This window comes from Chlorobaculum sp. 24CR (genome assembly GCF_004118635.1).
In the GTDB taxonomy this organism is placed as follows: Bacteria; Bacteroidota; Chlorobiia; order Chlorobiales; family Chlorobiaceae; genus Chlorobaculum.
The window spans coordinates 106,025-128,239 of the sequence record NZ_SDGU01000005.1 but is presented as its reverse complement, the minus strand read 5'-3'; the positions used below and the strand labels follow the sequence as shown (position 1 = coordinate 128,239).

Genomic DNA, 22,215 nt, shown 5'->3' with positions numbered 1-22,215 from the left:
ATAGGTCTTATAAGACCTATAAGTCCTCTTCTTTTTTTACTCAACCCCTTTCAGCTTTCTCGCGGCTTTCGCCGGGTCGGCGGCTTTGAAGAACGCCGTGCCTGCGATCAGCGCGTCGGCTCCGGCGGCGACCACATCAGCGCAATTCTCTTCGGTGACGCCTCCATCGACGGCGATCACCATTTCCGGATTCATCTCCATGCGCATGGCGTCGAGCTGCATGATCTTTTTGATTGCGCCGGGGATGAATTTCTGGCCGCCAAAGCCGGGGTTGACCGACATCAGGAGCACCAGGTCGAGGTCGGCCAGCACCGGTTCGAGCAGCGAAACCGGCGTGGCCGGGTTGATCGACACGCCCGCTTTCACGCCGAGGCTCTTGATGAACTGGATCGTGCGGTGCAGGTGCGGGCAGGCTTCGAGGTGCACGGTGATCTGGTCGGAACCGGCCCTGGCGAACTCTTCGATATACTTGTCGGGATCAACAATCATCAGGTGGGTATCGATCACCATGTCAGTGCACTTTTTGATCGCCTGCACGATGAATGGGCCGAAGGTGATGTTGGGCACGAAAACGCCGTCCATCACATCGCAGTGCATCCAGTCAGCGCCAGCTTTTTCAGCAAGTTCAACCGAGGCTTTCAGGTTGGTGAAGTCCGCCGAGAGAATCGATGGAGCCAGCAGTGTGGTTTTTCCAGGCATATGGTTCAGATAATTAAGCGTGAATGAAAACAGTTAAAACGTTTCTCCGATTCCGAAGTTAAAGGTGAAATCGGACAGTTTCGTCTGTGAGAAGCGCCAGGGGTCTGGATTGGCGGGGTCGTGCAGCTTCCAGGCGAAGTCGAATCTGAACGGGCCGATGGGCGAACCGATGCGCAGTCCCGCGCCCCAGTCCCAGGCGAAGTCACGGGTCAGTGACCGGAACGAGAAGGCGTAGGGGCCGGTTCTGTCCCAGATGTTACCCGCGTCGCTGAACAGCGTGATGCCCGACTCCTGCCCGAACACCTTGAAAAGCTGCATTCGGTATTCGAGGCCGAGTTCAGCCCTGATGTCCGCGCCGAAATTGGAGATTGCCTCGTTCGGGCAGCTTCCGGGGCCGAGCGTTCCGAAAACCCAGCCTCTCATGCTGTTCGATCCTCCCGCGTAGAAGCGGTGATCGTCTGGCGTTGTATTGGCCTTGCCGTACGGGCTCATCCATCCGAGTGCCATTCTTGCCGCCACCTGCCGTTTTGGCGAAAGATTTTTGGTGACGGCAAGTTGCGTTTCGAGCTTGACGTACTGGTTGTAGGGAGTGCCGAAAATCTGCGGATCCGAGTCGGTGAAGCCGTCGTACGACTTTTTATCGACGTATTTGTCGATCAGCCACAACAGGCTGCCCGACTCCTCGGCCATCACCGAGAAGTTCCATGTTGTCGGTTTCCTGCGCCGCGAGGCGTTGTCCCGGTTTGAATAGTTGTATCGAAGCCTGAAGGTCTGGTTCAGGCGGGTCTGGAGCAGGCTGTCGAGGCCACGGTTCACCGCCACCGGATCGGCGGGATCGATGCCGATGTTTTGAGCCAGATCGTTTTTGAACAGTTGCTTGAAACCGCGCAGCGAATCCTTGCGCGCGACTTCGAGTTCGAAGAAATCGAAATCGAGCTTCGACTTTCTGGTTAGCCGCGTACTGTAGGTGGCCCTCATGATTTGCCTCCGGCTATCGAGCAGTACCGGCAGTTTCGAGCGCGCATACTCGACGGTTCCGCTGTAGTACGATCCCTGTTTGCCGAGCCTCGGAATAGTCATATCCGCCTTGATGTCGAACTCATAGGGGACGATTTTGTCGTACTGGTCAGGGCTGAGGCTGGAGAGCACGTTGGTGTTCGACGAAAGCTGGGTGCCGTAGTTGGTTGAAAGTTTCAGTTGCTGGCCAGCGCCGAAGAGGTTCCGGTTTTCGTAAGAGAGTGCGCCGCCGACAAATAGTGAGCCATAGCGATTGTCAACCAGCAGCTTCGGCTCGATCTGGTGCTTGGGGGCCGGATCGAGATCGATGGTCATGGGGATCGCTCCGGCGTGCGCGGAATCTTTTTGCATCGAGATGGATGAGAAAAGAGAGGTCGAGCCAAAATTTTCAAGCGTTCTCTGTTCACGTGACTGACGGGTCAGCGCACCCTGCTTCCAGGCGATGGCCGACGAGAACACTTTCGGCGAGAATTTCTGGCGTCCGTAAATGGTGACGGAGACGTTGTCCCGCTCGAATGTCTTCGCGGTCGCCGGGTTGTCTTTTTTCAGGGGATCGTGCACGAACACCTTGACCGGCCCGTATGCGTAGCGTTTGGGAAGATTGATGTTGAACCGCAATCCGGCGTACAGACCGAGGGTATCGACCGTGATTCTGATGCTGTCTGGATTGAAAAAGGTGTAGCCGTACTCCCGGAAATAGTCGAGAGTGCGATCACGTTCCGCGATCAGGTTTTCGACGGAGAAAATCTGCTGGAGCTTCAAGCGGCTTCGTCTCAGGTAACGTGCTCGAATATCTTCAGATATGTCGTCCAGACCCGCGTAGCTGAGTGAATCGACAAGGGTCGGCTGGTTCTCTTTGATCCGGATGACGATGTTCGCATCGCCGTTCTTGCCGCGTTTGACGGTGGGTTCGACGCTGGCGAAGAAGTAGCCTTTGAAGGTGTAAAGCTTGCGGATGAGGTCGATGTCTTTTTCGAAATCTTCGGGGATGAAGGGCCGTTTAGCGCCTGCGAACAGTCCGGTACCAAGGAAGGAGTCGCGCATGGAGGTGGACATGATGCCCCTGATCTCTTCGGTCGTCACGGCTTTGTTGCCGGTGATTTTGATGCTTTTGACCTGCGGGAGTTCTTCGGATTTGCCATTCGCGAGGGACGGGCTCTGTTCAGCCCGCACTACTCCCGGCATGGAGAGCATAACGAAGAGCAGGAGTGTCACTCCTGCTCCGAAGCGGCGCGAGATATTTCTTAAAAAAAAAACATCGTTCTCCGGTCTCCTCAGTTTAGCGGTTCTTCGTCGCTGTAACCGAAATCTTCGTCAGTGGGATAGTCGGGCCAGATCTCTTCGAGCGTTTCGTACAGCTCGTCGCTGTCGGGAAGATCTTCAAGGTTTTCGATCACCTGCTGTGGCGCTCCCGTTCTGTTGGCGTAGTCGATCAGTTCATCCTTGGTGACAGGCCAGGGTGCATCGGCAATATATCGGGCAAGATCGAGATTCCAGTACATACTGACGGTTAAATGGTTGATTCTGTGATGGGGAAAAGAGCGTCACGAAAACGCTCATGTTCCGGAGTCAGCCGTTTCGGATTCGCAGCTTCCACCGCTCCCGATAAAAAACGGCAACCCATTGTCGCAAAAGGTTTTGAGGCAGTGGTTCGCAAATAACAGCGTGGTTCCGAATAAGCTCACGAAATATATAAAAAGATTTTTTGAATAGTCAACGGCTAATGGGCCTCCAGCCAGTTTTTTCCGGAGCCGGTATCCACCTCCACCGGCACCCGTTTCACGCCGCATTTCGCGGCGGCTTCGACCATGTTCCGCTCGATCATCTCGACCAGAAGAGCCTCTTCATCCGGCGGCGTCTCGAAAAGCAGTTCGTCGTGCACCTGCAAGAGCATCACCGAGCGGAAGCTTCCGTTTTTCAGCTCGCGGCTGACCGAGCACATGGCCTGCTTGATGATGTCCGCCGCTGTGCCCTGGATCGGCGTATTCATCGCGACGCGCTCGGCGGCCTTGCGGATGTTGGCGTTCGGGCTGTTGAGGTCGGGCACGTAGCGGCGGCGGCCCATGAGCGTGGTGACGTAACCGCGCGTCCGCGCCTGTTCGATGATCGTCTGGAGCGACGAGAACATGCCGGGATATTTCGACATGTAGGTGTCGATGATCTCTCGCGCCTCCTTCTGGCCGATGCCGAGGCGCTGCGAGAGGCCGAAGGGCTGGATGCCATAGAGCACGCCGAAGTTGACCTCCTTGGCCTTGCGCCGCATGTCCGCCGTCACCTCCGCCGTGTCGAAGATCACCCGCGCCGTGGCGGCGTGGATGTCCTCGCGGTTGCGGAACGCCTCGATGAGCATCGGGTCGCCCGACAGCTCTGCGGCGATGCGCAGCTCGATCTGCGAGTAGTCCGCCGAGAGCAGGAGGTTCTCCGGATTCGACGGAATGAAGGCGCGGCGAATCTCCTTGCCGAGCGCCGTGCGGATCGGGATGTTCTGCAAATTCGGGTTTGACGACGAGAGCCGCCCGGTAGCGGTGATCGACTGGTTGAACGAGGTGTGCAGCCGACCCGTTCGCGGGTTGATGATCTTCGGCAGTGCCTCGATGTAGGTTCCTTTCAGCTTTTGCAGGCTCCGGTACTCCAGCACGTCGGAGGCGACGGGATTGAGCATCGCCAGCTCTTCGAGCACCTGCACGTTGGTGGAGTAGCCGGTTTTGGTCGCTTTTCTGGCGGGCAGCTTCAGGACGTCGAACAGGATGTGGCCGAGTTGCTTCGGCGAGTCGATGTTGAAGGTTTCGCCGGTGGCTTCATAAATCCGCTCGGTCAGCCCGACCAGCTCCTCGTTGACCTTGACGGCGAGCCTGGCGAGGTGCGCGGTGTCGATCGAGACCCCCTCGTGCTCCATGTCAGCCAGCACGCTGACCAGCGGGAATTCGAGCTGGCGACAGAGGTCGAACAGCTCCGGGGTTTGTTCGAGCCGCTCTTCGAGCGCGTGACGGAGCTTGAGGGCTATGTCGGCGTCCTGGCAGCCGTAGTCCGAGAGCTTTTGCGGCTCGACCTCGAAGATGCCGATGGCCGCTTTGCCCGCGCCGACCAGCTCCGCGTACTTCACGGTCTGGCGTCCGAGGTGCAGCGCGGCCAGGTCGTCGAGGTTGTGCCGCGCCTCCGGATCGAGCACGTAGCTGGCGAGCATGGTGTCGAACTCGACCGGCTGAAGCTCGACGCCATAGTTCTTCAGCACGAGCATGTCGTACTTCAGGTTCTGGCCCGTCTTGCCGATGGCCGGATTTTCAAGCAGCGGCTTGAGCCGGGCGACGGTCGTTTTTGCGTCCAGCCCCGGCGTACCAAAATAGACGAACCACGCTTCGCCGGGCTTGATCGAAAAGGAGATGCCCGCCAGCTCCGCCTCGAAGGTGTCGAGGCTCGTGGTTTCGGTATCGACGGCGAATCCACCAGAGCTTTCGAGCTTTTCGAGAAGCGCGTCGAACGCCTCCTCGCTGTCCACGAGGTGGTACTCGGAGCCTTCGCCTGCCGGAGTGAGCGGCGGATCGCCGGGATCGTCCGCACTTGCCGCCGCCGGAGCGATCGCGGCGGAAGCGGCTGGTGTTGCGGCGGGTGCGTCGATGCGCAACACGGCGGGGGCGCGCGCGGCGATGCTCTTCAGCTCCAGCCGGGCGAGCAGCGCGAAGAGCGCTTCGGCGTCGGGCTTGCTGGCGTGCAGCGCTTCGAGGGTGAGCGGCAGGTCGAGATCGGTGCGGATCGTTACCAGCTCCCGAACCAGCGGCATCATTTCGCGGAACGCTTCGAGGCTTTGGCGCGTCTTTGGCGTGAGTTTGTCGAGGTTGGCGTAGATGCCTTCGAGCGAGCCGTACTTTTCGAGCAGGCTGGAGGCGGTTTTCGGGCCGATCCCCTTCGCGCCAGGGATATTGTCGGAGGTGTCGCCGGTGAGCGTCAACAGGTCGATGAACTGCTCCGGCGGCGCGCCGAACTGCGAGGCCACCTCGGCGCTGCCGACCAGCTCGAACTCGTTCTGCTTCTTGCCGGGCTTGAGGATGCGTACGCCGTCGTGCACCAGTTGCGACATATCCTTGTCCGGCGTGACGATGAAGACCCGGCAGCTCTCCTCGAACTTTCGCGCCGCCGTGCCGATGAGGTCGTCCGCCTCGAAGCCGGGCATGATGACCAGCGGAATGCCGCACGCCCGGATCAGCTCGCGGATGTCGCCGAGCTGGCTGATAAGGTCATCCGGCGGGGCGGGGCGGTTGGCCTTGTACGCCTCGTACTTTTCGTGCCGGAAGGTCTTTTCGGGGCTGTCGAAGGTGACGGCCAGGTACTCCGGGCGGTACTCCTCGATGATTCTGAAGAGGCTCGAAACGAAACCGAACACCGCGCCGGTCGGAGCGCCGTCGCGGGTGCTCATCCGCGCCTGCTGCAAGGCGTAGAAGGCGCGATAGACCATCGCCATGCCGTCGAGCAGAAAGAGGCCCGGTTTTTGCCCGCCCTGTATTGCGTTATCGGGATTCTTGTCTGGAACCGGGTCTGGCTGAGGCTGCGTTTCGGTCGCGGGCGCGTCGAACAGGCCGATCTGGTTGTCGCTCGTCATGCGTTCACCACCCCGTAGCTGCCGAGTACCCGCACCATCGTGGCGAACTCCCGGAGATTTTCGAGCGCGTTGTGAACGTTCTCGTCCTCCCGGTGGCCGATGAAGTCGGCGTAGAAGAGGTACTCGAACGCCTTTTTGCGCGACGGGCGCGACTCGATCTTGGTCAAATCGATACCCCGCAGCGCAAAGGTGGCCAGCGCCCGGAAGAGCGATCCCTGCTCGTTGGGGAGCGCGAAGACAATCGAGGTCTTCGGTCGCGCCGTGTCGGGCTGGACTTTGAGATGCGCCGTGTCGGGTTTGTTCTCGCGAGCGATGCAGAAGAAGCGGGTGAAGTTCCACTCCTCATCGGCGAGATTTTCGCGGAGAATGTCGAGTCCGTACAGCTCGCCCGCCCGCTTCGAGGCGATGGCGAGCGCCGACTTGTCGCCATTCTCAGCCACTATCTTGGCGCTTCCCGCCGTGTCGTAGGCCGCTTCGGCTTTGATGTTCGGATGCGTGGCGAAAAAGTTGTGGCACTGCGCCAGCGCCTGCGGGTGCGACATCGCTTTGGTCGCCGTCTCCACCGATGCGCCGACGAGGCCGAGCAGGCAGTGCTCCACCTTGACGAAGGTCTCGGCGAGAATCACCACCGGACGGCGGAGCAGGAGGTCGTAGTTCTGGTGGATGCTGCCGCCGAGAGAGTTCTCGATGGGAATGGCGGCGTAGTCCGCCTTTCCGTCGGTCACGGCGGCGAACACATCGTCGAAGCTTTCACAAGGCAGCGGTTCGCCGAACCGTAGCGCTGCAATTTCACTGTACGCGCCGGGTTCTCCCTGATAAGCGATCAACCAGTTTGTCATTCTTCGTTCTTGTATTTAATTTAAGGACGCCTTTGAAACCTTGCCGACCCGGCCCGGCAATTGTCGGGAACCGTGGCGATTTTCAGAGGCGCTTTTAATTTTATACCCTGCGGAATTTGCTTTTCTTAAAGTAAAAGAAATCTTTTCATAACCGCGTCATTTCCGGAATACCATCAATCATCGGTTTGTAATCTATGTCAGGACACAGTAAATGGGCGACCATCAAGCGCAAAAAGGCCGTCACCGACCAGAAGAGAGGAAACCTGTTCACCAAGCTCGTCAAGGAGATCACCATCGCGGCCAAAATGGGCGGCGGCGATCCGTCGGGCAACCCGCGTCTGCGGCTCGCCATCGATACGGCGCGGGCCAACTCGATGCCGATGGACAACATCCAGCGCGCCATCAAGAAGGGCACCGGTGAACTCGAAGGCGCGACTTACGAAGAGATCACCTACGAGGGCTACGGCCCCGGCGGCATCGCGATCATCATCGAGACGGCGACCGACAACCGCAACCGCACCGTGGCCGACATCCGCCACCTGATGAGCCGCAGCGGCGGTTCGCTCGGCGAGAGCGGCAGCGTTGGCTGGATGTTCAGTCGCAAGGGTTCCGTCGAGGTGCCGAAATCGGCCATCTCCGAGGACGACCTGATGGAGCTGCTGCTCGACGCGGGCCTCGAAGAGCTGGAGAGCGACGACGAACAGTACTACACCGTCCTGAGCGACGTGAAGGATCTGGAGCCGGTCAAGAAGGCGCTCGAAGATGCAAAGATTCCGTTCCAGAACGCCAAGATGGACATGATTCCGGGCAACTATGTCGAACTCGACATCGAGGACGCCCGCAAGGCGCTCAAGCTGATCGACGCGCTCGAAAACAGCGACGACGCCCAGGCGGTCTATAGCAACATGGACATCAGCGAAAGCGTGATGAATGCTCTTGACGAAGAATAATTTATGATTGTGCTGGGCATCGATCCGGGCAGCCGCAAGACCGGCTATGGCGTCATTGCCGGAACGGCGGCAGGCTATCGCGTCGTGGGGTGCGGACTTGTCCGCCCTCGCGCCTCGGCCACGCTGCATGAGCGGATCGCCCAGCTCTGCCTTGGCATCGACGAGGTGGTCGTGCGGCTGAGGCCCGAAGCGGTGGCGCTCGAAACGGCCTTCGTGGGGCGCAACGTCAGGAGCGCCCTGATTCTCGGCCAGGTGCGGGGCGCGATGCTCGCCACGGTCTTGAAGCACGGCTTGCCCGTGCGCGAATACGCGCCGCGCGAGATCAAGCTTGCCGTCACCGGCACCGGTTCGGCGCGAAAGGAGCAGGTGGCGGCGATGCTGTCGCGGCTGCTCGAATTTGGCCTTGAGCCGAAGCCGCTCGACGTCACCGACGCGCTTGGCATCGCGTATTGCGATCTGGCGCGGGGCGCGTCGGCCATTTGGCCTGAAGGCGGAACAAAGAAAAGCGGGAACAGCCGGAGCCGGGGGTGGGCGGCCTTCGTGACCGACCACCCGGAGCTGGTGGCCTGAGAATTTTCCTGGAACAAAACAAGACCGATCGTGCAGGGACATATTTTCAATCTTCCCAATTCGCTGAGTTTCCTGAGGATTCTCCTGATTCCCTGGTTTATTTACAGCCTCGATGCGGGTGACACGCAAACCGCCATCATCATCATGTTTGTCGCGCTGCTCAGCGACTGGTTCGACGGCCAGACGGCCCGGTGGACCAACGAGGTTTCAGACATGGGCAAGATTCTCGACCCCTTGGCCGACAAGCTCTGCCTGGCAAGCGTTGCGCTCTACTACCTCTGGAAAGGGGAGTTGCCGCTCTGGTTCGTGACGTTCGTGGTGCTTCGCGACCTGGTGATCTTTTTTGGCGCCGCGTGGATACGTCACCGGCATAACGTATTGACCACCTCGCTCTGGCCCGGCAAATGGGCGGTGGGCTTCGTTTCGATGATGTTCATCACGATGGTCTGGCCGCTTCCCCTGTTCCGGCAGTGGCCGGTGAAGGAGTTCTTCATGTATCTGTCCGCCGCCATGCTTTTCTACTCGTTTGTAGAATACTGCATCAGGTTCTACAGAATCCAGAAAGGGGCCGAATTGAAGGCCTGACCTCCTCTCTCGAACCCGTTTTTCCCCTAATCTCTTTCAATGCGGGATGTTATCCATACATTAACGCCCTCAATATGGATAAGTGCGTACACGTAACACCCAAAAGTATATGACAGAGCTGTTAAGTACTCTCATTTCAATGAGATGTGAACTGTTTACGCACTTTTTCCGATAGTGTTGAAAATGTGGATAACTTGTTGGCAACCTGTTGGCTGGGCTGTGGGCAAGGTGTGGATGGGTGTGGAAATCATCAAAAAACCCCGGAATTCCGGGGTTTTTTGATATGACGTATTTTCTCGTGTCGCCTCAGCTCTTTTTGCTCATGACGGTGGCCATCAGCGAAGCTTCGCAGACCAGCTCGCCGCGCACGTAGGCCTTGGCGTCGAACTGGCAGACCGAGCGGCGCTTGTTGGTCATGATCGCTTCGATGACCAGCGTGTCGCCCGGTAGCACCGGCTTGCGGAATCGGGCCTTGTCGATGCCCATAAAGAAGACCACCGACTCCTGAATGTTTTCGTTGCCGTTGAGCATGATGATGCCGCCGGTCTGCGCCATCGCTTCGATGATGAGCACGCCAGGCATCACCGGATTGCCGGGGAAGTGGCCCTGGAAGAACGGCTCGTTCATCGTGACGTTCTTGATCGCCACGATCTTTTCGTCGAGCTTGAACTCGACGATCTTGTCGATCAGCAGGAACGGGTAGCGGTGCGGCAGAATCTTCATGATCGCGTTGATGTCGAAGATCACGCCAGCCTTCTTTTCGTGCTGGAACTGGCGGGCCAGCTTGTTGCGGTCGGCGTACTTCTTGAGCTGCTTGACGAACTCCACGTTCGAGGCGTGACCGGGGCGGGCGGCGAGTATCTGCGCCTTCACCGGCATTCCGAGCAGCGCCAGGTCGCCGAGCAGGTCGAGCAGCTTGTGGCGGGCCGGTTCGTTGGTGAAGCGCAACTCGCGGTTGTTCAGAATGCCGTTCTCGCCGAGCACGAGGTGCGAAGCGTCCACGCCGACCTTGCCCGCAAGCCCCTGAATCTGCGACTCGTCGAGCTGCTTGTCAACGATCACGATGGCGTTGTCGATGTCCGCGCCCTTGATGATGCCCTGGTTGGCCAGCGCCTCGACCTCGGAGAGGAAGCAGAAGGTGCGGCACGGTGAGAATTCGTCGAGAAACTCCTTGTCGAGGTCGAACAGGCCGGAGTGCTGCGAGCCGAGCGCCGGGTTTTTGTAATCGACCATCACCGTCGCGCGGAAGCCGTCGAGCGGCAGGGCGACGATGTCCACGCCCTTTTCGGCATTGTGGTACTCGATGGTCTCGTCGATGACGAGGTAATTTTTCGGCTCGTCCTGCTCGGCGATGCCCGCCGAAAGCAGCGCTTCGGCGAAGGGACGGGAGCTGCCGTCGAGCACCGGCGGTTCGGGGCCGCTCAGTTCGATGCGGCAGTTGTCGATCTGCAAGCCGTACAGCGCGGCGAGCACATGCTCGGTGGTGTGCACCTTGACCTCGCCGATGCCGATGGTGGTGCCGCGCAGCACATCGACGACGTGGTCGATCAGCGCCGGAATTTCCGGGCAATCATCGATGTCGTTTCTGACAAAAATATAGCCGGTGTTGACCGGCGCGGGCTTGAAAGTAATCGTGCATTCCCGGCCAGTGTGAAGGCCGATCCCCGTGAGCGAAATTTCGTTCTGGAGGGTGCGCTGATGAATGAGCATGGATGACGTGAGCTTGCGATGGAAAATTCCAAAGATACGAAAGCGTCGCTAACTCTTCAAATCGGGGTTGTGACGAGCAATTTTCTGGCTGCCTACCGCATCCATACCTTGAACAGTGTGTATCTGTTCAGGGAAAATTGAAAAAGAAATTAGGCTGAAGCCTGGATTTTTTAAACCGCATATACCCCGGACTGAAGTCCGGGGCAATTGCTGAGGAGCATACCCAGCTCGCTCAGGCACGCCGCAATCCATCTTGTACTCAGACGGGCTTTAGCCCGTCGGACATTCAGTTGTCTTACATTCAAATTGCCCCGGCTTTCAAGCCGGGGAGAGTCAGTCAGAAAAAATACCTGGGCTTTAGCCCAATTTCTTTTGTCGCAATTCATGCAAATCGTTGTCAGGGATTGCCCGGCTTTCCCCCGAACTGCCTCCGCGCCTTTTCCAGCAGCAGCGGATGGGTGACGGGGCTTCCGGCGATGATGCTCGTGTGGGCGAACACGTCGTCGGAGCCGCTGAAGCCGGTCACGATGCCGCCCGCCTCGCGCACCAGCAGCACGCCCGCCGAGAAATCCCACGGAAAGAGCCGGTACTCGAAGAAGCCGTCGAACCGACCGGCGGCGGTGTAGGCCAGGTCGATGGAGGCCGAACCGGCGCGCCGGATGCCCGCCGAATCGGCGATGACATCCCGCAGCAAGCCGATGTAGCCGTCGATGTAGTGGTCGTAATCCCTGAAAGGCAGCCCGGTGGCGAACAGGTAACTCCCGTTTTCATCGCGAGTTGAAACGCCGATGCGCTCGCCGTTCAGGAGCGCGCCCTCGCCCCGGACGGCGGTGAACAGCTCGTCGAGCACCGGCTGATAGACAACGCCGACCGCGAGTTCGCCCGAAGCGTCGCGCATGGCGATGCTGATGCCGAAGAGCGGAAACGAGTGGATGAAGTTCAGCGTGCCGTCGAGCGGATCGACGATCCAGGTGCGCCCGGACGCGCCCTTGCCGCTCGTGCCCTCCTCGCAGAGCAGCCCGTCTTCCGGAAACGCCTCGGCGATGGTGGCCGCAATGGTGGCCTCGCACTGCTTGTCAACCTCGGTCACGAAATCCTTGTACTCCTTGGCGACGATCTCCCGCTGGGAGAGTTCGCCGAATCGTGAAAGGGTGATAGCGCCTGCGGCTTTGGCTGCTTTGACAGCCGTCTGGAGTTCGAGGGACATGGAGTGCGAATGATGAGTGATGAATTATGAATGATGAATGAAAAGAATATTGAGCCGCGAAACAAACAGTACTGGCGGAAAAAAGAGCCTCCTTCGTCGCCACGTTGTCCATTTGGCCCGCCCGCCATTGTACGACGATCCGCAAGAAGAGTCCGCGCCGGGAATTAACTGCCCGCCATCGAGCTTGTGTAGTGTGAAACTCTGGCTTCATCAAACAATCCCCGGTTATGTCACAACGAATTCTCACCCTCGCGCTCTGCATCGGCCTTTGCCTTGCGGTCGGCTTTGCCGGAAGCACCTTCACGCCGGAGCCGGGTTCCTGGTATTACACCACGCTCAACAAGCCGGAATGGAATCCACCGGACCAGCTCTTTGCGCCCGTCTGGACCGTGCTGTTCATCATGATGGGCACGGCGCTCGCCAAGGTGCTCGGCGCGGGGTGGCAGAAGAACGAGGTCAAAGCGGGCGTTGCGCTGTTCGCGGTTCAATTGATGCTGAACCTCGGTTGGTCGGCGTCGTTTTTCGGAATGCAATCACCGATGCAGGCGCTGGTCGTCATCGCGCTACTCTGGATTTTCATCGTCCTGACCATGCTGGCCTTCGCCAAAGTCTCGAAACCGGCCTCACTGCTGCTTGCGCCCTATCTCGCTTGGGTGAGCTTCGCCTCTTTCCTGAACTTCACCATTTTGCAACTGAATCCGTGAAAGAGCAGGCCGGGGGGGCTTATAAGTCCTATAAGTCACATACGACCTATAGGACTTATAAGTCGTACAGGAGAACTTTTGTTTGAATAGCTCTACTCCAGTGTTTTCAGCTTCGCGACGGCCATTTTTCCGGCTTCGATCAGCCTTTGCCGGATGGCAGCATTGCTGGTGTTTCCGGCTCCGATCTGGATGTAGTAGCCGTCAGCCATAATGTAAATGCCGCCGGTTGTGATGAACGCTTCGTCGCCTACGCCTTCGATGTCGGTTCTCATATCCTTGAAATTATCCTTGAGGCTCTTGTAGATCGACGCCGCGCCGACGCCGCCGGGCGGGAAGAATGCGTCTTGGGTCAGCGAGACCTGCAAGAAGGGTATCGGTTCGCCGCTGGCCGGGTTGTACAGGCAGAGCTTCATGCCCACCACCTGCTGTTCACTTTTCTCCGCAGGCTTGACCGCTTCCCCAAGCAGCTTGGCGGCCTCCTCCTGCGAAATGAGCTGGCAGGGTTCGATGATTTTCGAGGCCTGCTGTTGAACCGCCGCATTGCCGCCGCCGGGTTCAGATTGCTGAGACGAGTTGCCGCCGCATCCTGCGAAAAGCAGGACTGTGCAGAGCGGAAAAATCCGGATGATGTGTGCTGGTCGCATGGTGTGAAGTGATTTTATTTTCGGTGGAAAGATTACCTTGAAAAGTAGGGAATTTTTATGTGAGGTGATGATGGCGCAAATTAATGTTACCAGTTAAAGGATGATGGAAATGGATGATGTCAATCAATTGGCAGCACATATTCGTGACAACGGTTATTACCGTATTGGCGTCGATGGGATGAGTGGCGTAGGCAAGTCAACATTGGCGGCATCATTGGCGAGATTATTGGGTCTGAGCCACATAAATCTTGATAACTATCTGGATAAAGGTCGTGGTGGATTTCGAGATTATCTGAAATATGAAGCTATTAAACAGAACGCGTCTGAATTAGAATGCTTTGTTATTGACGGTGTGTGTTTGTTGAGTGTGCTGGAAAAAGCCGAAACGTCAGTTGATTGCTTAGTGTATGTAAAGAGGATGAGCTACGGTTGTTGGGCTGATGAAGCCGACTGTGAAGTACAGGGGGACGTCGAGGTCTACATAAAGAACCAAAGAAACAGCCCTATCGGACATTTTATAGAGGGGGCAGAAACATCGCTAGGCACGCTGGGATTGGACGAGGAGATAATTCGTTACTGTGCCAAGTACAAACCACACCTGAAAGCCAATATTTTCTATCTGAGAAAAGACAGCTAAAAAAACATCAAGTCGACGCTGAAAATCGGCACAGCTTGTGGGCAACATTAGACTAAATATTACACTACGGAGATATTCTATCATGCTTACTCAAAACGAAACGCCATTCATCGCGCATGTCTTTGTCTGCACCAACGACCGCAAAGGGGAGCGGAAATCTTGTGTGGATGGTGACAGCCTGCTTGTGAAAGCGAAATTGAAGGAGGCTGTTGATGCCAAAGGGTGGAAAGGGAAGGTGCGGGTTTCGACGTCCGGGTGCCTGGGGGTTTGCGGCGAGGGGCCAAATGTGATGATCTATCCGAAGAAGCTCTGGTTTTCCGGTGTCACTCCGGATGATGTGGAGGAAATTTTGTCAGCGATAGAGCGTTTGATGAACGAGACCTGAGCTTGTTTGAAAATGTTTTAGTGTATGCGCGTTCACTTAATTAAATTGATTTGATGAGTAACGCTGACAACATGGCCCGGATTTTCAAGGTGCTTTCCGTGGGTTCCAGGGTTCGGATCGTCGAGCTGCTGAAGGAGCGGTCGTTGTGCGTCAACGCGCTGGCCAAGGCCCTTGATATCACCCCGGCGGCGGTTTCGCAGCATCTTCGGGTTTTGCGCGATGCGGAAGTCGTGCTTCCTGAACGGCGCGGTTATTCGGTGCATTACCGCGTGGACAAGGGGGTGCTTGCCGAATGGAACGGGATTGCGTCAGCGTTGCTCGGCGTCACGAATGAAAATGAGTGAAAGCATTATCAATCCAACCGGAGTTAAATCATGAGTGAAGAAAAATCCTGCTGCTGCCAGAAGCCCGAAATGCTGAAAGGCACTCCCGAAAAGTGCTCACCCGAAACCATCAAGCAGTGCCACGGCGACCAGCCGTCACACCCTTGTGTTCCGGAGGGCGAGAAGAAGGTTGAGGGAAAAGAGTGATTTTATAGGTCTTATAAGAGAAGAGTTTAAGACGATTCTACTGGAAACAAACAAGCCCCGGTTTTTATGGCCGGGGCTTGTTTCGTTTTGGTGCTGGTTTCAGCTTATGCTTCGTCCTCTTTTTCGCGGAGGTTCTCGATGACGCCGAGGTCTTCGAGCGTGGTGACGTCGCCTTTGATCTCGTTGGAGGTGGCGAGTTCGCGAAGCAGGCGGCGCATGATTTTGCCGCTGCGGGTCTTCGGCAGGCCTTTGGCCCAGCGGATTTCATCCGGCTTGGCGATGGCGCCGATCTCCTTCTGGACGTGCTTGCCGAGCGAATCGCGCAGCTTGGCGTCGCCTTCGTAGCCGTCCTTGAGCGTCACGAATGCGACCAGCGCGTTGCCCTTGATGTCGTCCGGACGGCTGACCACGGCGGCTTCGGCGACCGCTTCGTGCGAGACGAGAGCGCTTTCGACTTCGCTGGTGCCGAGGCGGTGGCCGGAGACGTTGACCACGTCATCGACGCGGCCCATGATCCAGATATAACCGTCATCATCCTTGCGGGCGCCGTCACCGGTGAAGTACATGCCGGGGAACTCCGACCAGTAGGTCTTTTCGTAGCGCTCGTTGTCGCCATAAATCGTGCGGAGCATCGAGGGCCACGGGTGTTTGACGACCAGGTAGCCACCCTCGTTGGCGTTGCACGGAGTGCCGTCCTTGCGCACCACATCGACCATGATGCCCGGCAGCGGGCGGGTGGCCGTGCCCGGCTTGGTCGGGGTTGCGCCCGGCATTGGGGAGACCATGATGCCGCCGGTTTCGGTCTGCCACCAGGTATCCACAATCGGGCACTTCTCCTGACCGACGTACTTGTGGTACCACATCCAGGCTTCGGGGTTGATCGGCTCGCCGACCGTGCCGAGCAGCCTGAGCGAACGGAGGTCGTGCTTGGTGACCCACTCGTTACCGGCGCGGATGAAGGCGCGGATGGCCGTCGGCGCGGTGTAGAAAATGGTGATCTTGTGGCGGTTGATGATGTCCCAGAAGCGATCCCACTGCGGGTAGTTCGGAGCGCCTTCGTACATGAAGACGGTCGCGCCGTTGAGCAGCGGGCCGTAAACCATGTAGCTGTGGCCGGTGATCCAGCCGACGTCAGCCGTGCAGAAGTAAATATCCTCATCCTTGATGTCGAACACATATTTGAACGACGAGGCTGCGTGCACCATGTAGCCGGCGGTGGTGTGCAGGATGCCTTTCGGTTTACCGGTCGAGCCGCTGGTGTAGAGCAGGAAGAGCGGGTGCTCCGATTCGAGCTGGGCAGGTTCGCACACGTCGTCGGCCAGACCCATCAGGTCGTGCCACCAGTGATCCATGCCGTCGTGCATGTGGATCGTTTCGCCGGTCACCTTGAGGACAATGACGTTGCGCACCGATGGGGTGTTGACGATTGCTTCGTCAACGATGTTCTTGAGGTTGATGGTGCCTCCGCGGCGGCGGGTGCCGTCGGCGCAGATGACCAGCTTGGCCTGGGAGTCGTTGACGCGCTCGGAGATGGAGTGGGCCGAGAATCCGGCGAAGATCACGTTGTGCACCGCGCCGACCCGTGCGCAGGCGAGCACGGCGATAACCAGTTCGGGCACCATGCCCATGTAGATGGCCACGCGGTCACCCGGTTTGATACCGGCGATTTTCAGGACGTTGGCGAACTTGCTGACCTGACGGTGCAACTCGCCGTAGGTGAGGATGCGCTCGTCGCCCTCTTCACCTTCCCACATGATGGCCGCCTTGTTTTTGCGCCAACTGCCGACGTGCACGTCGAGGGCGTTGTAGGCGATGTTGGTGGTACCGCCATTGAACCATTTGGCGTACGGAGCACTCCATTCAAGTACCGAGTCCCATTTTTTGAACCAGTGGAACTGTTCCGCAAGGCCGCCCCAGTACTTGTCGGGATCGGCGGCTGCATCGGCATAGAGCTGTTCATACTGCTCCATGCTTGAGACGTGCGCTGTGGAAGAGAACACATCCGGCGGCGGAAATTTCCTCCGTTCTGAAAGAACCGAACTGATAGATTCAGAGGACTGGCCTGTTGTTTGCTCGGTAGCCATTGGTAACACAGTTTTGTATTGAAAAAAATGTCATCGCCCCTTGAAAGGGCGCTGACCGGTCGGCCGGATTGGTCAGGGCTGGCCGGATACCCTTTATTTAATTGAGTCCAAAAAGTTACAGAAAAAAACAGATGATGCCACGCATCATTTTGTTCCCTCACTGGAGCTTTACGGCAAAATTGACCAGCTTGCCCGGCACGGCGATCTCCTTGACGATACTCTGCCCTTCGAGGAACTTTGCGACGCTCTCGACCTTTCGGGCCGCCTCGATCATCTCCTCTTTCGAGCAGCCCGCCGGAGCCTCGAAGGCGCCGCGCAGCTTGCCGTTGACCTGCACGGCGATGGTGACGACGTCGTCCGCTGCGAGCTTCGCGTCGAACTCCGGCCATGCGGTTCCGCTGATCGATTCCGAGTGGCCGAGCGTCTGCCAAAGCTCTTCGGCCAGGTGCGGCGCGAAGGGCGAGAGCAGCACGAGCACGGTCTCGACCGCCTCGCGGCTGTAGCATCCGGCTCTGGTCAGCTCGTTGACGAGCACCATCATCTCCGAGATGGCCGTGTTGAACTTGAGCTGCTCGGTATCCTCGCTCACTTTTTTGATCGCCTTGTGCATCCGCTTGAGGAGGGTATCCGACGGTTTGTCGTCGCTCACTCTCGGCTCTTCGGCGTTCTCCGGCCAGACCAGGCGCCACACCTTGTTGAGGAAGCGGCTGATCCCCTCGATGCCGTGGGTGTTCCAGGGCTTGACCTGTTCGAGCGGGCCGAGGAACATTTCGTAGAGCCGCACCGCGTCCGCGCCGTAGCTGTTGAGCACGTGGTCGGCGGGAATGACGTTGCCGCGTGACTTGGACATCTTCTCCCCATCTTCCCCGAGAATCATCCCCTGGTTGAAGAGGCGCTGGAACGGCTCCTTGGTGCTGACGACGCCGAGGTCGTAGAGTACCTTGTGCCAGAAGCGCGAGTAGAGCAGGTGCAAGACCGCGTGCTCCGCGCCGCCGATGTAGAGATCGACGTTCATCCAGTATTTTTCGCGCGAAGGATCGACGAGCGCCTCGCTGTTTTCGGGGTCGATGAAGCGCAGGTAGTACCAGCAGCTTCCGGCCCATTGCGGCATGGTGTTGGTCTCGCGGCGGAACGCGCCGTGCTCGTCCTCGCCGTAAAGCCACTCCTCGATGTTGGCCAAGGGCGACTCGCCGGTCGAAGTCGGGTGGTAGGCCTCGACCTCCGGCAGCGTGAGCGGCAGCGCGGTTTCGGGGCGCATCGAGCCGTCGTCGTAGTGCTTGATCGGGATCGGCTCGCCCCAGTAGCGCTGGCGGCTGAAGACCCAGTCGCGCAGCTTGTAGTTCACCTTGCGTTTGCCCTTGCCCTTCGACTCCAGCCAGGTGGCCATGCGCTCGAAGGCGGTTTTGAAATCGAGGCCGTCGATGCTGATCTCGTCGTTCGAGGAGTTCACGCAGAGGCTCTCCTTGCCGTCGAACACCTCCTCCTCGACGTCGTGCGGGCTTTTGATGACTTCGCGGATCGGCAGGCCGAATTTTTTGGCGAACTCCCAGTCGCGGCTGTCGTGCGCCGGGACGCTCATGATCGCGCCGGTGCCGTAGCTGGTGAGCACGAAGTCCGAAATCCAGACCGGCAGCGCTTCGCCCGTGGCCGGGTTGATGGCGTAGGAGCCGGTGAAGACGCCGGTTTTGTCCTTCTGCAAGCCGGTGCGCTCAAGCTCGGTTTTGAGCCTGGCCTGCTCGATGTAGCGCTTGACCTCCACGAGCTGCTGGGCGATGGCGAGCTTCTCGGCCATCGGGTGCTCCGGCGAAATGACGAGGTAGGTCGTGCCGAAGAGCGTGTCGGGCCGGGTGGTGTAAACCCGCAGGTTGGTGCGGTGGCAGCGCAGCTCGAAGTCGATCTCGACCCCCTCGGAACGTCCGATCCAGTTGCGCTGCATCTGCTTGACGTTCTCCGGCCAGTCCACCTCATCGAGCTCTTCGAGCAGCCGCTCGGCGTAGGCGGTGATCTTCAGCACCCACTGGCGCAGCGGGCGGCGCACCACCGTGTAGCCGTCGGCGAGCTTCTCATCCACCTCCTCGTTGGCCAGCACCACCTTCAGCTCCTCGCACCAGTTGACATCGACCTCCGAGATGTAGGCCAGCCCTTTTTCGTAGAGTTTCAGGAAAATCCACTGCGTCCACTTGAAGTAGTTCGGATCGGTGGTGTTGATTTCGCGGCTCCAGTCGTAGGAGAAGCCCATGCTCTTGAGGGTCTCGCGGAAGCTCGTGACGTTCTTTTCGGTGGTCAGGCGCGGGTGCGTGCCGGTTTTGATGGCGAACTGTTCGGCGGGCAGGCCGAAGGCGTCCCACCCCATCGGGTGCAGCACGTTGTGGCCGCGGCAGCGCTTGTAGCGGGCGACGATGTCGGTGGCGGTGTACCCTTCGAGGTGGCCGACATGCAAGCCCGATCCGCTTGGATAGGGGAACATGTCAAGCACGTAATATTTGGGCTTCTCTTGGTCGTCGGAGGAGGCGAAGGTCTGTTCGCTCGCCCACCGGGCCTGCCACTTTTTCTCCAGTGCTGAAAAGTCGTATTTCATGATTCTCCGGTCATGTTCAAAAAGGTGCAGGGAAGATAATCCCGCGCCGGTAATGAAAAAAGGCAGCGCAGAATTCTTCGTTCTCCTGCACTGCCTTTGATTCAGTTTCGCTATGCTCAGCCCTGCTGTTCTTTTGGCGTTCCGTTGCTCTCGGCGCCCTCTTCGTCGAGCAGCGCCCTGATGGAGAGGGCGAACTTGGTCTTGCCGGTGCGCGGATCCTTGCGCACGTCGATCAGCTTCACCTTGATCCGGTCACCCACCTTGAGCACGTCGCTCACCTTGGCGATGCGCTGCTTCGAGATTTCCGAGATGTGCACCAGACCATCGGTTTTCGGCAGGAACTCGACGAAGGCGCCAAGCTCGTCGCGGATGTCGCGAACCTTGCCCATATAGACCGTGCCGACTTCGGGTTTGGAGACGAGGGTCTTGATGGTCTCGACAGCCGCCTTGGTGCCTTCGGGGCTGGAGCAGGCGATCGTCACCGTGCCGTCGTCTTCGATGTTGATCTCCGCGCCGGTCTCCTCGGTGATGCTGCGGATGGTTTCGCCGCCCTTGCCGATCACCATGCCGATGGCATCGACCGGAATCTGGATGCTTGTGAGGCGCGGCGCGTACCTGCCGATGTCTTCGCGTGATTCGGGAAGGGCCTCGGTCATAATGTCGAGGATGTGCAGGCGTCCGTGACGCGCCTGTTCGAGCGCGGTTTCGAGGATGTGGTAGTCGAGGCCGTCGATCTTGATGTCCATCTGGCAGGCGGTGATGCCGTCGCGGGTGCCAGCCACCTTGAAGTCCATGTCGCCGAGATGATCCTCGTTGCCGAGAATGTCGGAGAGCACGGCGTAGTGGTCGCCCTCCTTGATGAGGCCCATCGCGATGCCGGAGACCGGCTTACGGAGCGGGATGCCGCCGTCCATCGCGGCGAGCGTGCCGCCGCAGACCGAGGCCATCGACGACGAACCGTTCGATTCGAGGATGTCCGACACAAGGCGCACCGTGTAGGGGAACTCCTGTTCCGGAGGCATCACCATTCTGATGGAGCGCTCGGCGAGGTTGCCGTGACCGATCTCGCGCCGTCCGGTGCCGCCGACCCTGCCGGTTTCGCCAACCGAGAAGGGCGGGAAGTTGTAGTGCAGCATGAAGCGCTTGTCCTTGTCGTCGGTGAGCGTATCGACCGACTGGGCGTCCTTTTTGGTGCCGAGCGTCAGCGTGACGAGCGCCTGCGTTTCGCCGCGGGTGAAGAGCGCCGAACCGTGAGCCCTCGGAATCAGACCCAGCTCGATGCTGATCGGGCGAACCTGGTCGAGCGAGCGGCCATCGAGGCGTTTGCTATCGTCGAGAATCATGTGACGCATCACCTTCTTTTCGACCGAGTGGATGCACTCTTCGATCATGTGCTCGTTCATGCAGAGCGCCCTTGAATGATCACCTTCGATCATGGCGTTTTCGAGGACGCCCTTGTCGATGATGGACTCAAAGTGCGCAAGGGTCTTCTTTAAAGTCTCCTTGTAGATCGCCTTGGTTTGCTCGGCGCGCTCCTCTTTGGCGAGTGGCGTGTAGGCGAGCGCTTTCAGCTCGGCGGCGCAGTTGGCCTCCACGACGGCAACCAGGTCAGCCGGTGGCAGCGTGGGCGCGAAGGGACGCTTGGCTTTGGCGACCTCGGTGGCGAGCTCGCGCTGGAGGGCGCAGATTTTCTTGATGGCTTCGTGGCCGAAGCGGATGGCGTCGAGCATTTCGACTTCGGAGATCTCCTTCATCTCGCCTTCGAGCATGCAGATGGTGTCCTCGGTGCCGCCGATGCAGATGTCCATATCGCTCTGCGACAGCTCGTTGATGTCGGGGTTGACGAGGAAGAACCCGTTGACGCGACCGACGCGAACTTCGGACATCGGGTTCTGGAACGGAATGTCGGAGACCATGATGGCAGCCGAAGCGGCGATGCCGCCGAGCACGTCGGCGTCGTTGATCGTGTCGGAGGAGATGACCGAAATGATGATCTGGGTTTCGTGGTAGTAGCCGTCAGGGAAGAGCGGGCGCAGGGCGCGGTCGATCAGGCGGGCGGAGAGAATCTCCTTTTCTGACGGGCGGCCTTCGCGCTTGAAGAAGCCGCCTGGGAACTTGCCTGCCGCGGAATATTTCTCGCGGTACTCGACCTGGAGCGGAAAGAAGTCCTGATTTGGCGATGGAGGCGTTTTGCTCGATACCACCGTGGCGAGCACCATGGTGTCGTTCAGCGAAACGACCGCCGAGCCGTCGGCCTGTTTGGCCATTTTACCGGTTTCGATCGTGATTACCTTCCCCTGTCCAAGATCGATCTCTTTTTTGATAAACATGTAAATCTGTTGTGGTTAGTAGTGATGAACCTCTTCGGTTGACCTTCGCGGCGATGCCATGTCGCCGGAAAAATCAGGACTCTGGATGCCGGTCGAGGTCGAAGCCAATTCAAAAATTTAAAAAGTCAAGTAATATACTATAAATTTGTTGC

At 58.6% G+C, this 22,215-nt stretch carries 19 protein-coding genes; 8 read left to right on the top strand and 11 right to left on the bottom strand.

Features of this window, described 5'->3' with window-relative positions:
- Positions 1–36: 36 nt before the first annotated feature.
- From rpe to pheA, 5 genes are all read right to left on the bottom strand, one after another.
- Positions 37–699: a ribulose-phosphate 3-epimerase gene (gene rpe / locus EST62_RS01020; RefSeq protein WP_129050255.1), complete on the bottom strand. Its 663-nt coding sequence runs from the start codon at positions 697–699 to the stop codon at positions 37–39.
- Between the two features lie 33 nt (positions 700–732).
- Complete coding sequence (locus EST62_RS01015; RefSeq protein ID WP_245153377.1) at positions 733–2,931, bottom strand: BamA/TamA family outer membrane protein; 2,199 nt, start codon at positions 2,929–2,931, stop codon at positions 733–735.
- A gap of 59 nt (positions 2,932–2,990) precedes the next feature.
- The gene (locus EST62_RS01010; RefSeq protein WP_069808813.1) at positions 2,991–3,218 is read right to left on the bottom strand and encodes a DUF2795 domain-containing protein; all 228 of its coding nucleotides are present in this window, start codon (positions 3,216–3,218) and stop codon (positions 2,991–2,993) included.
- A 218-nt stretch (positions 3,219–3,436) separates the two neighbouring features.
- Complete coding sequence (gene polA, locus EST62_RS01005) at positions 3,437–6,310, bottom strand: DNA polymerase I (protein WP_129050254.1); 2,874 nt, start codon at positions 6,308–6,310, stop codon at positions 3,437–3,439.
- A complete protein-coding gene (gene pheA / locus EST62_RS01000) occupies positions 6,307–7,149 on the bottom strand; it encodes a prephenate dehydratase (protein ID WP_129050253.1) in 843 nt (280 codons plus the stop codon). The genes polA and pheA overlap by 4 nt, the downstream gene beginning before the upstream one ends.
- A gap of 194 nt (positions 7,150–7,343) precedes the next feature.
- Here pheA and EST62_RS00995 point away from each other — a divergent pair, with 194 nt between their 5' ends.
- The 3 genes from EST62_RS00995 to EST62_RS00985 are packed head-to-tail and all read left to right on the top strand — an operon-like array spanning position 7,344 to position 9,254.
- Positions 7,344–8,099: a YebC/PmpR family DNA-binding transcriptional regulator gene (locus EST62_RS00995; protein ID WP_129050252.1), complete on the top strand. Its 756-nt coding sequence runs from the start codon at positions 7,344–7,346 to the stop codon at positions 8,097–8,099.
- 3 nt (positions 8,100–8,102) lie between these two features.
- The gene (gene ruvC / locus EST62_RS00990) at positions 8,103–8,669 is read left to right on the top strand and encodes a crossover junction endodeoxyribonuclease RuvC (protein WP_129050251.1); all 567 of its coding nucleotides are present in this window, start codon (positions 8,103–8,105) and stop codon (positions 8,667–8,669) included.
- A 30-nt stretch (positions 8,670–8,699) separates the two neighbouring features.
- Complete coding sequence (locus EST62_RS00985) at positions 8,700–9,254, top strand: CDP-alcohol phosphatidyltransferase family protein (RefSeq protein WP_129050250.1); 555 nt, start codon at positions 8,700–8,702, stop codon at positions 9,252–9,254.
- Positions 9,255–9,560: 306 nt separating this feature from the next.
- Here EST62_RS00985 and EST62_RS00980 read toward each other — a convergent pair whose 3' ends face one another.
- Positions 9,561–10,964: a bifunctional UDP-3-O-[3-hydroxymyristoyl] N-acetylglucosamine deacetylase/3-hydroxyacyl-ACP dehydratase gene (locus tag EST62_RS00980; protein WP_129050249.1), complete on the bottom strand. Its 1,404-nt coding sequence runs from the start codon at positions 10,962–10,964 to the stop codon at positions 9,561–9,563.
- A 397-nt stretch (positions 10,965–11,361) separates the two neighbouring features.
- Positions 11,362–12,171 (bottom strand): inositol monophosphatase family protein, encoded by an 810-nt coding sequence (locus tag EST62_RS00975; RefSeq protein ID WP_129050248.1) that lies wholly within the window; start codon positions 12,169–12,171, stop codon positions 11,362–11,364.
- 227 nt (positions 12,172–12,398) lie between these two features.
- On the opposite strand from EST62_RS00975, the gene EST62_RS00970 reads away from it, so the two are divergent.
- On the top strand, positions 12,399–12,875 hold the full coding sequence (locus EST62_RS00970) for a TspO/MBR family protein (protein WP_129050247.1): 477 nt from the start codon (positions 12,399–12,401) through the stop codon (positions 12,873–12,875).
- Positions 12,876–12,967: 92 nt separating this feature from the next.
- Here the strand turns inward: EST62_RS00970 and EST62_RS00965 are convergent, their stop codons facing one another.
- Positions 12,968–13,519 carry a hypothetical protein gene (locus tag EST62_RS00965; RefSeq protein ID WP_129050246.1) on the bottom strand — a complete coding sequence of 184 codons (552 nt, stop codon included), beginning with the start codon at positions 13,517–13,519 and terminating at the stop codon, positions 12,968–12,970.
- Positions 13,520–13,619: 100 nt separating this feature from the next.
- On the opposite strand from EST62_RS00965, the gene EST62_RS00960 reads away from it, so the two are divergent.
- The 4 genes from EST62_RS00960 (at position 13,620) to EST62_RS00945 (ending at position 15,071) form a co-directional block, all read left to right on the top strand.
- On the top strand, positions 13,620–14,156 hold the full coding sequence (locus tag EST62_RS00960; protein WP_167599093.1) for a hypothetical protein: 537 nt from the start codon (positions 13,620–13,622) through the stop codon (positions 14,154–14,156).
- 82 nt (positions 14,157–14,238) lie between these two features.
- Positions 14,239–14,541, top strand: coding sequence for a ferredoxin (locus tag EST62_RS00955; protein WP_129050244.1), 303 nt, complete (start codon positions 14,239–14,241; stop codon positions 14,539–14,541).
- A gap of 53 nt (positions 14,542–14,594) precedes the next feature.
- Positions 14,595–14,885 carry a helix-turn-helix transcriptional regulator gene (locus EST62_RS00950; protein ID WP_129050243.1) on the top strand — a complete coding sequence of 97 codons (291 nt, stop codon included), beginning with the start codon at positions 14,595–14,597 and terminating at the stop codon, positions 14,883–14,885.
- Between the two features lie 30 nt (positions 14,886–14,915).
- Entirely contained in the window at positions 14,916–15,071 is a 156-nt protein-coding gene (locus EST62_RS00945; protein ID WP_129050242.1) for a hypothetical protein, read from the top strand.
- A 104-nt stretch (positions 15,072–15,175) separates the two neighbouring features.
- Here the strand turns inward: EST62_RS00945 and acs are convergent, their stop codons facing one another.
- From acs to EST62_RS00930, 3 genes are all read right to left on the bottom strand, one after another.
- Positions 15,176–17,155: an acetate--CoA ligase gene (acs, locus tag EST62_RS00940; protein WP_129050241.1), complete on the bottom strand. Its 1,980-nt coding sequence runs from the start codon at positions 17,153–17,155 to the stop codon at positions 15,176–15,178.
- A gap of 157 nt (positions 17,156–17,312) precedes the next feature.
- The gene (gene leuS / locus EST62_RS00935; protein WP_129050240.1) at positions 17,313–19,733 is read right to left on the bottom strand and encodes a leucine--tRNA ligase; all 2,421 of its coding nucleotides are present in this window, start codon (positions 19,731–19,733) and stop codon (positions 17,313–17,315) included.
- 116 nt (positions 19,734–19,849) lie between these two features.
- Positions 19,850–22,063: a polyribonucleotide nucleotidyltransferase gene (locus EST62_RS00930; RefSeq protein ID WP_129050239.1), complete on the bottom strand. Its 2,214-nt coding sequence runs from the start codon at positions 22,061–22,063 to the stop codon at positions 19,850–19,852.
- Positions 22,064–22,215 lie beyond the last annotated feature (152 nt).

What these genes read in the sequence shown, in the direction of transcription:
- EST62_RS00955 (WP_129050244.1), top strand. Translation starts at nt 14,239, where the DNA reads ATGCTTACTCAAAACGAAACGCCATTCATCGCGCATGTCTTTGTCTGC.
- EST62_RS00945 (WP_129050242.1), top strand. Translation starts at nt 14,916, where the DNA reads ATGAGTGAAGAAAAATCCTGCTGCTGCCAGAAGCCCGAAATGCTGAAA.
- EST62_RS01010 (WP_069808813.1), bottom strand. Translation starts at nt 3,218, where the DNA reads ATGTACTGGAATCTCGATCTTGCCCGATATATTGCCGATGCACCCTGG.
- acs (WP_129050241.1), bottom strand. Translation starts at nt 17,155, where the DNA reads ATGGCTACCGAGCAAACAACAGGCCAGTCCTCTGAATCTATCAGTTCG.
- EST62_RS00980 (WP_129050249.1), bottom strand. Translation starts at nt 10,964, where the DNA reads ATGCTCATTCATCAGCGCACCCTCCAGAACGAAATTTCGCTCACGGGG.
- EST62_RS00975 (WP_129050248.1), bottom strand. Translation starts at nt 12,171, where the DNA reads ATGTCCCTCGAACTCCAGACGGCTGTCAAAGCAGCCAAAGCCGCAGGC.
- leuS (WP_129050240.1), bottom strand. Translation starts at nt 19,733, where the DNA reads ATGAAATACGACTTTTCAGCACTGGAGAAAAAGTGGCAGGCCCGGTGG.
- EST62_RS00960 (WP_167599093.1), top strand. Translation starts at nt 13,620, where the DNA reads ATGATGGAAATGGATGATGTCAATCAATTGGCAGCACATATTCGTGAC.
- EST62_RS00950 (WP_129050243.1), top strand. Translation starts at nt 14,595, where the DNA reads ATGAGTAACGCTGACAACATGGCCCGGATTTTCAAGGTGCTTTCCGTG.
- rpe (WP_129050255.1), bottom strand. Translation starts at nt 699, where the DNA reads ATGCCTGGAAAAACCACACTGCTGGCTCCATCGATTCTCTCGGCGGAC.
- pheA (WP_129050253.1), bottom strand. Translation starts at nt 7,149, where the DNA reads ATGACAAACTGGTTGATCGCTTATCAGGGAGAACCCGGCGCGTACAGT.
- EST62_RS00965 (WP_129050246.1), bottom strand. Translation starts at nt 13,519, where the DNA reads ATGCGACCAGCACACATCATCCGGATTTTTCCGCTCTGCACAGTCCTG.
- EST62_RS00930 (WP_129050239.1), bottom strand. Translation starts at nt 22,063, where the DNA reads ATGTTTATCAAAAAAGAGATCGATCTTGGACAGGGGAAGGTAATCACG.
- EST62_RS00995 (WP_129050252.1), top strand. Translation starts at nt 7,344, where the DNA reads ATGTCAGGACACAGTAAATGGGCGACCATCAAGCGCAAAAAGGCCGTC.
- polA (WP_129050254.1), bottom strand. Translation starts at nt 6,310, where the DNA reads ATGACGAGCGACAACCAGATCGGCCTGTTCGACGCGCCCGCGACCGAA.
- EST62_RS00970 (WP_129050247.1), top strand. Translation starts at nt 12,399, where the DNA reads ATGTCACAACGAATTCTCACCCTCGCGCTCTGCATCGGCCTTTGCCTT.
- ruvC (WP_129050251.1), top strand. Translation starts at nt 8,103, where the DNA reads ATGATTGTGCTGGGCATCGATCCGGGCAGCCGCAAGACCGGCTATGGC.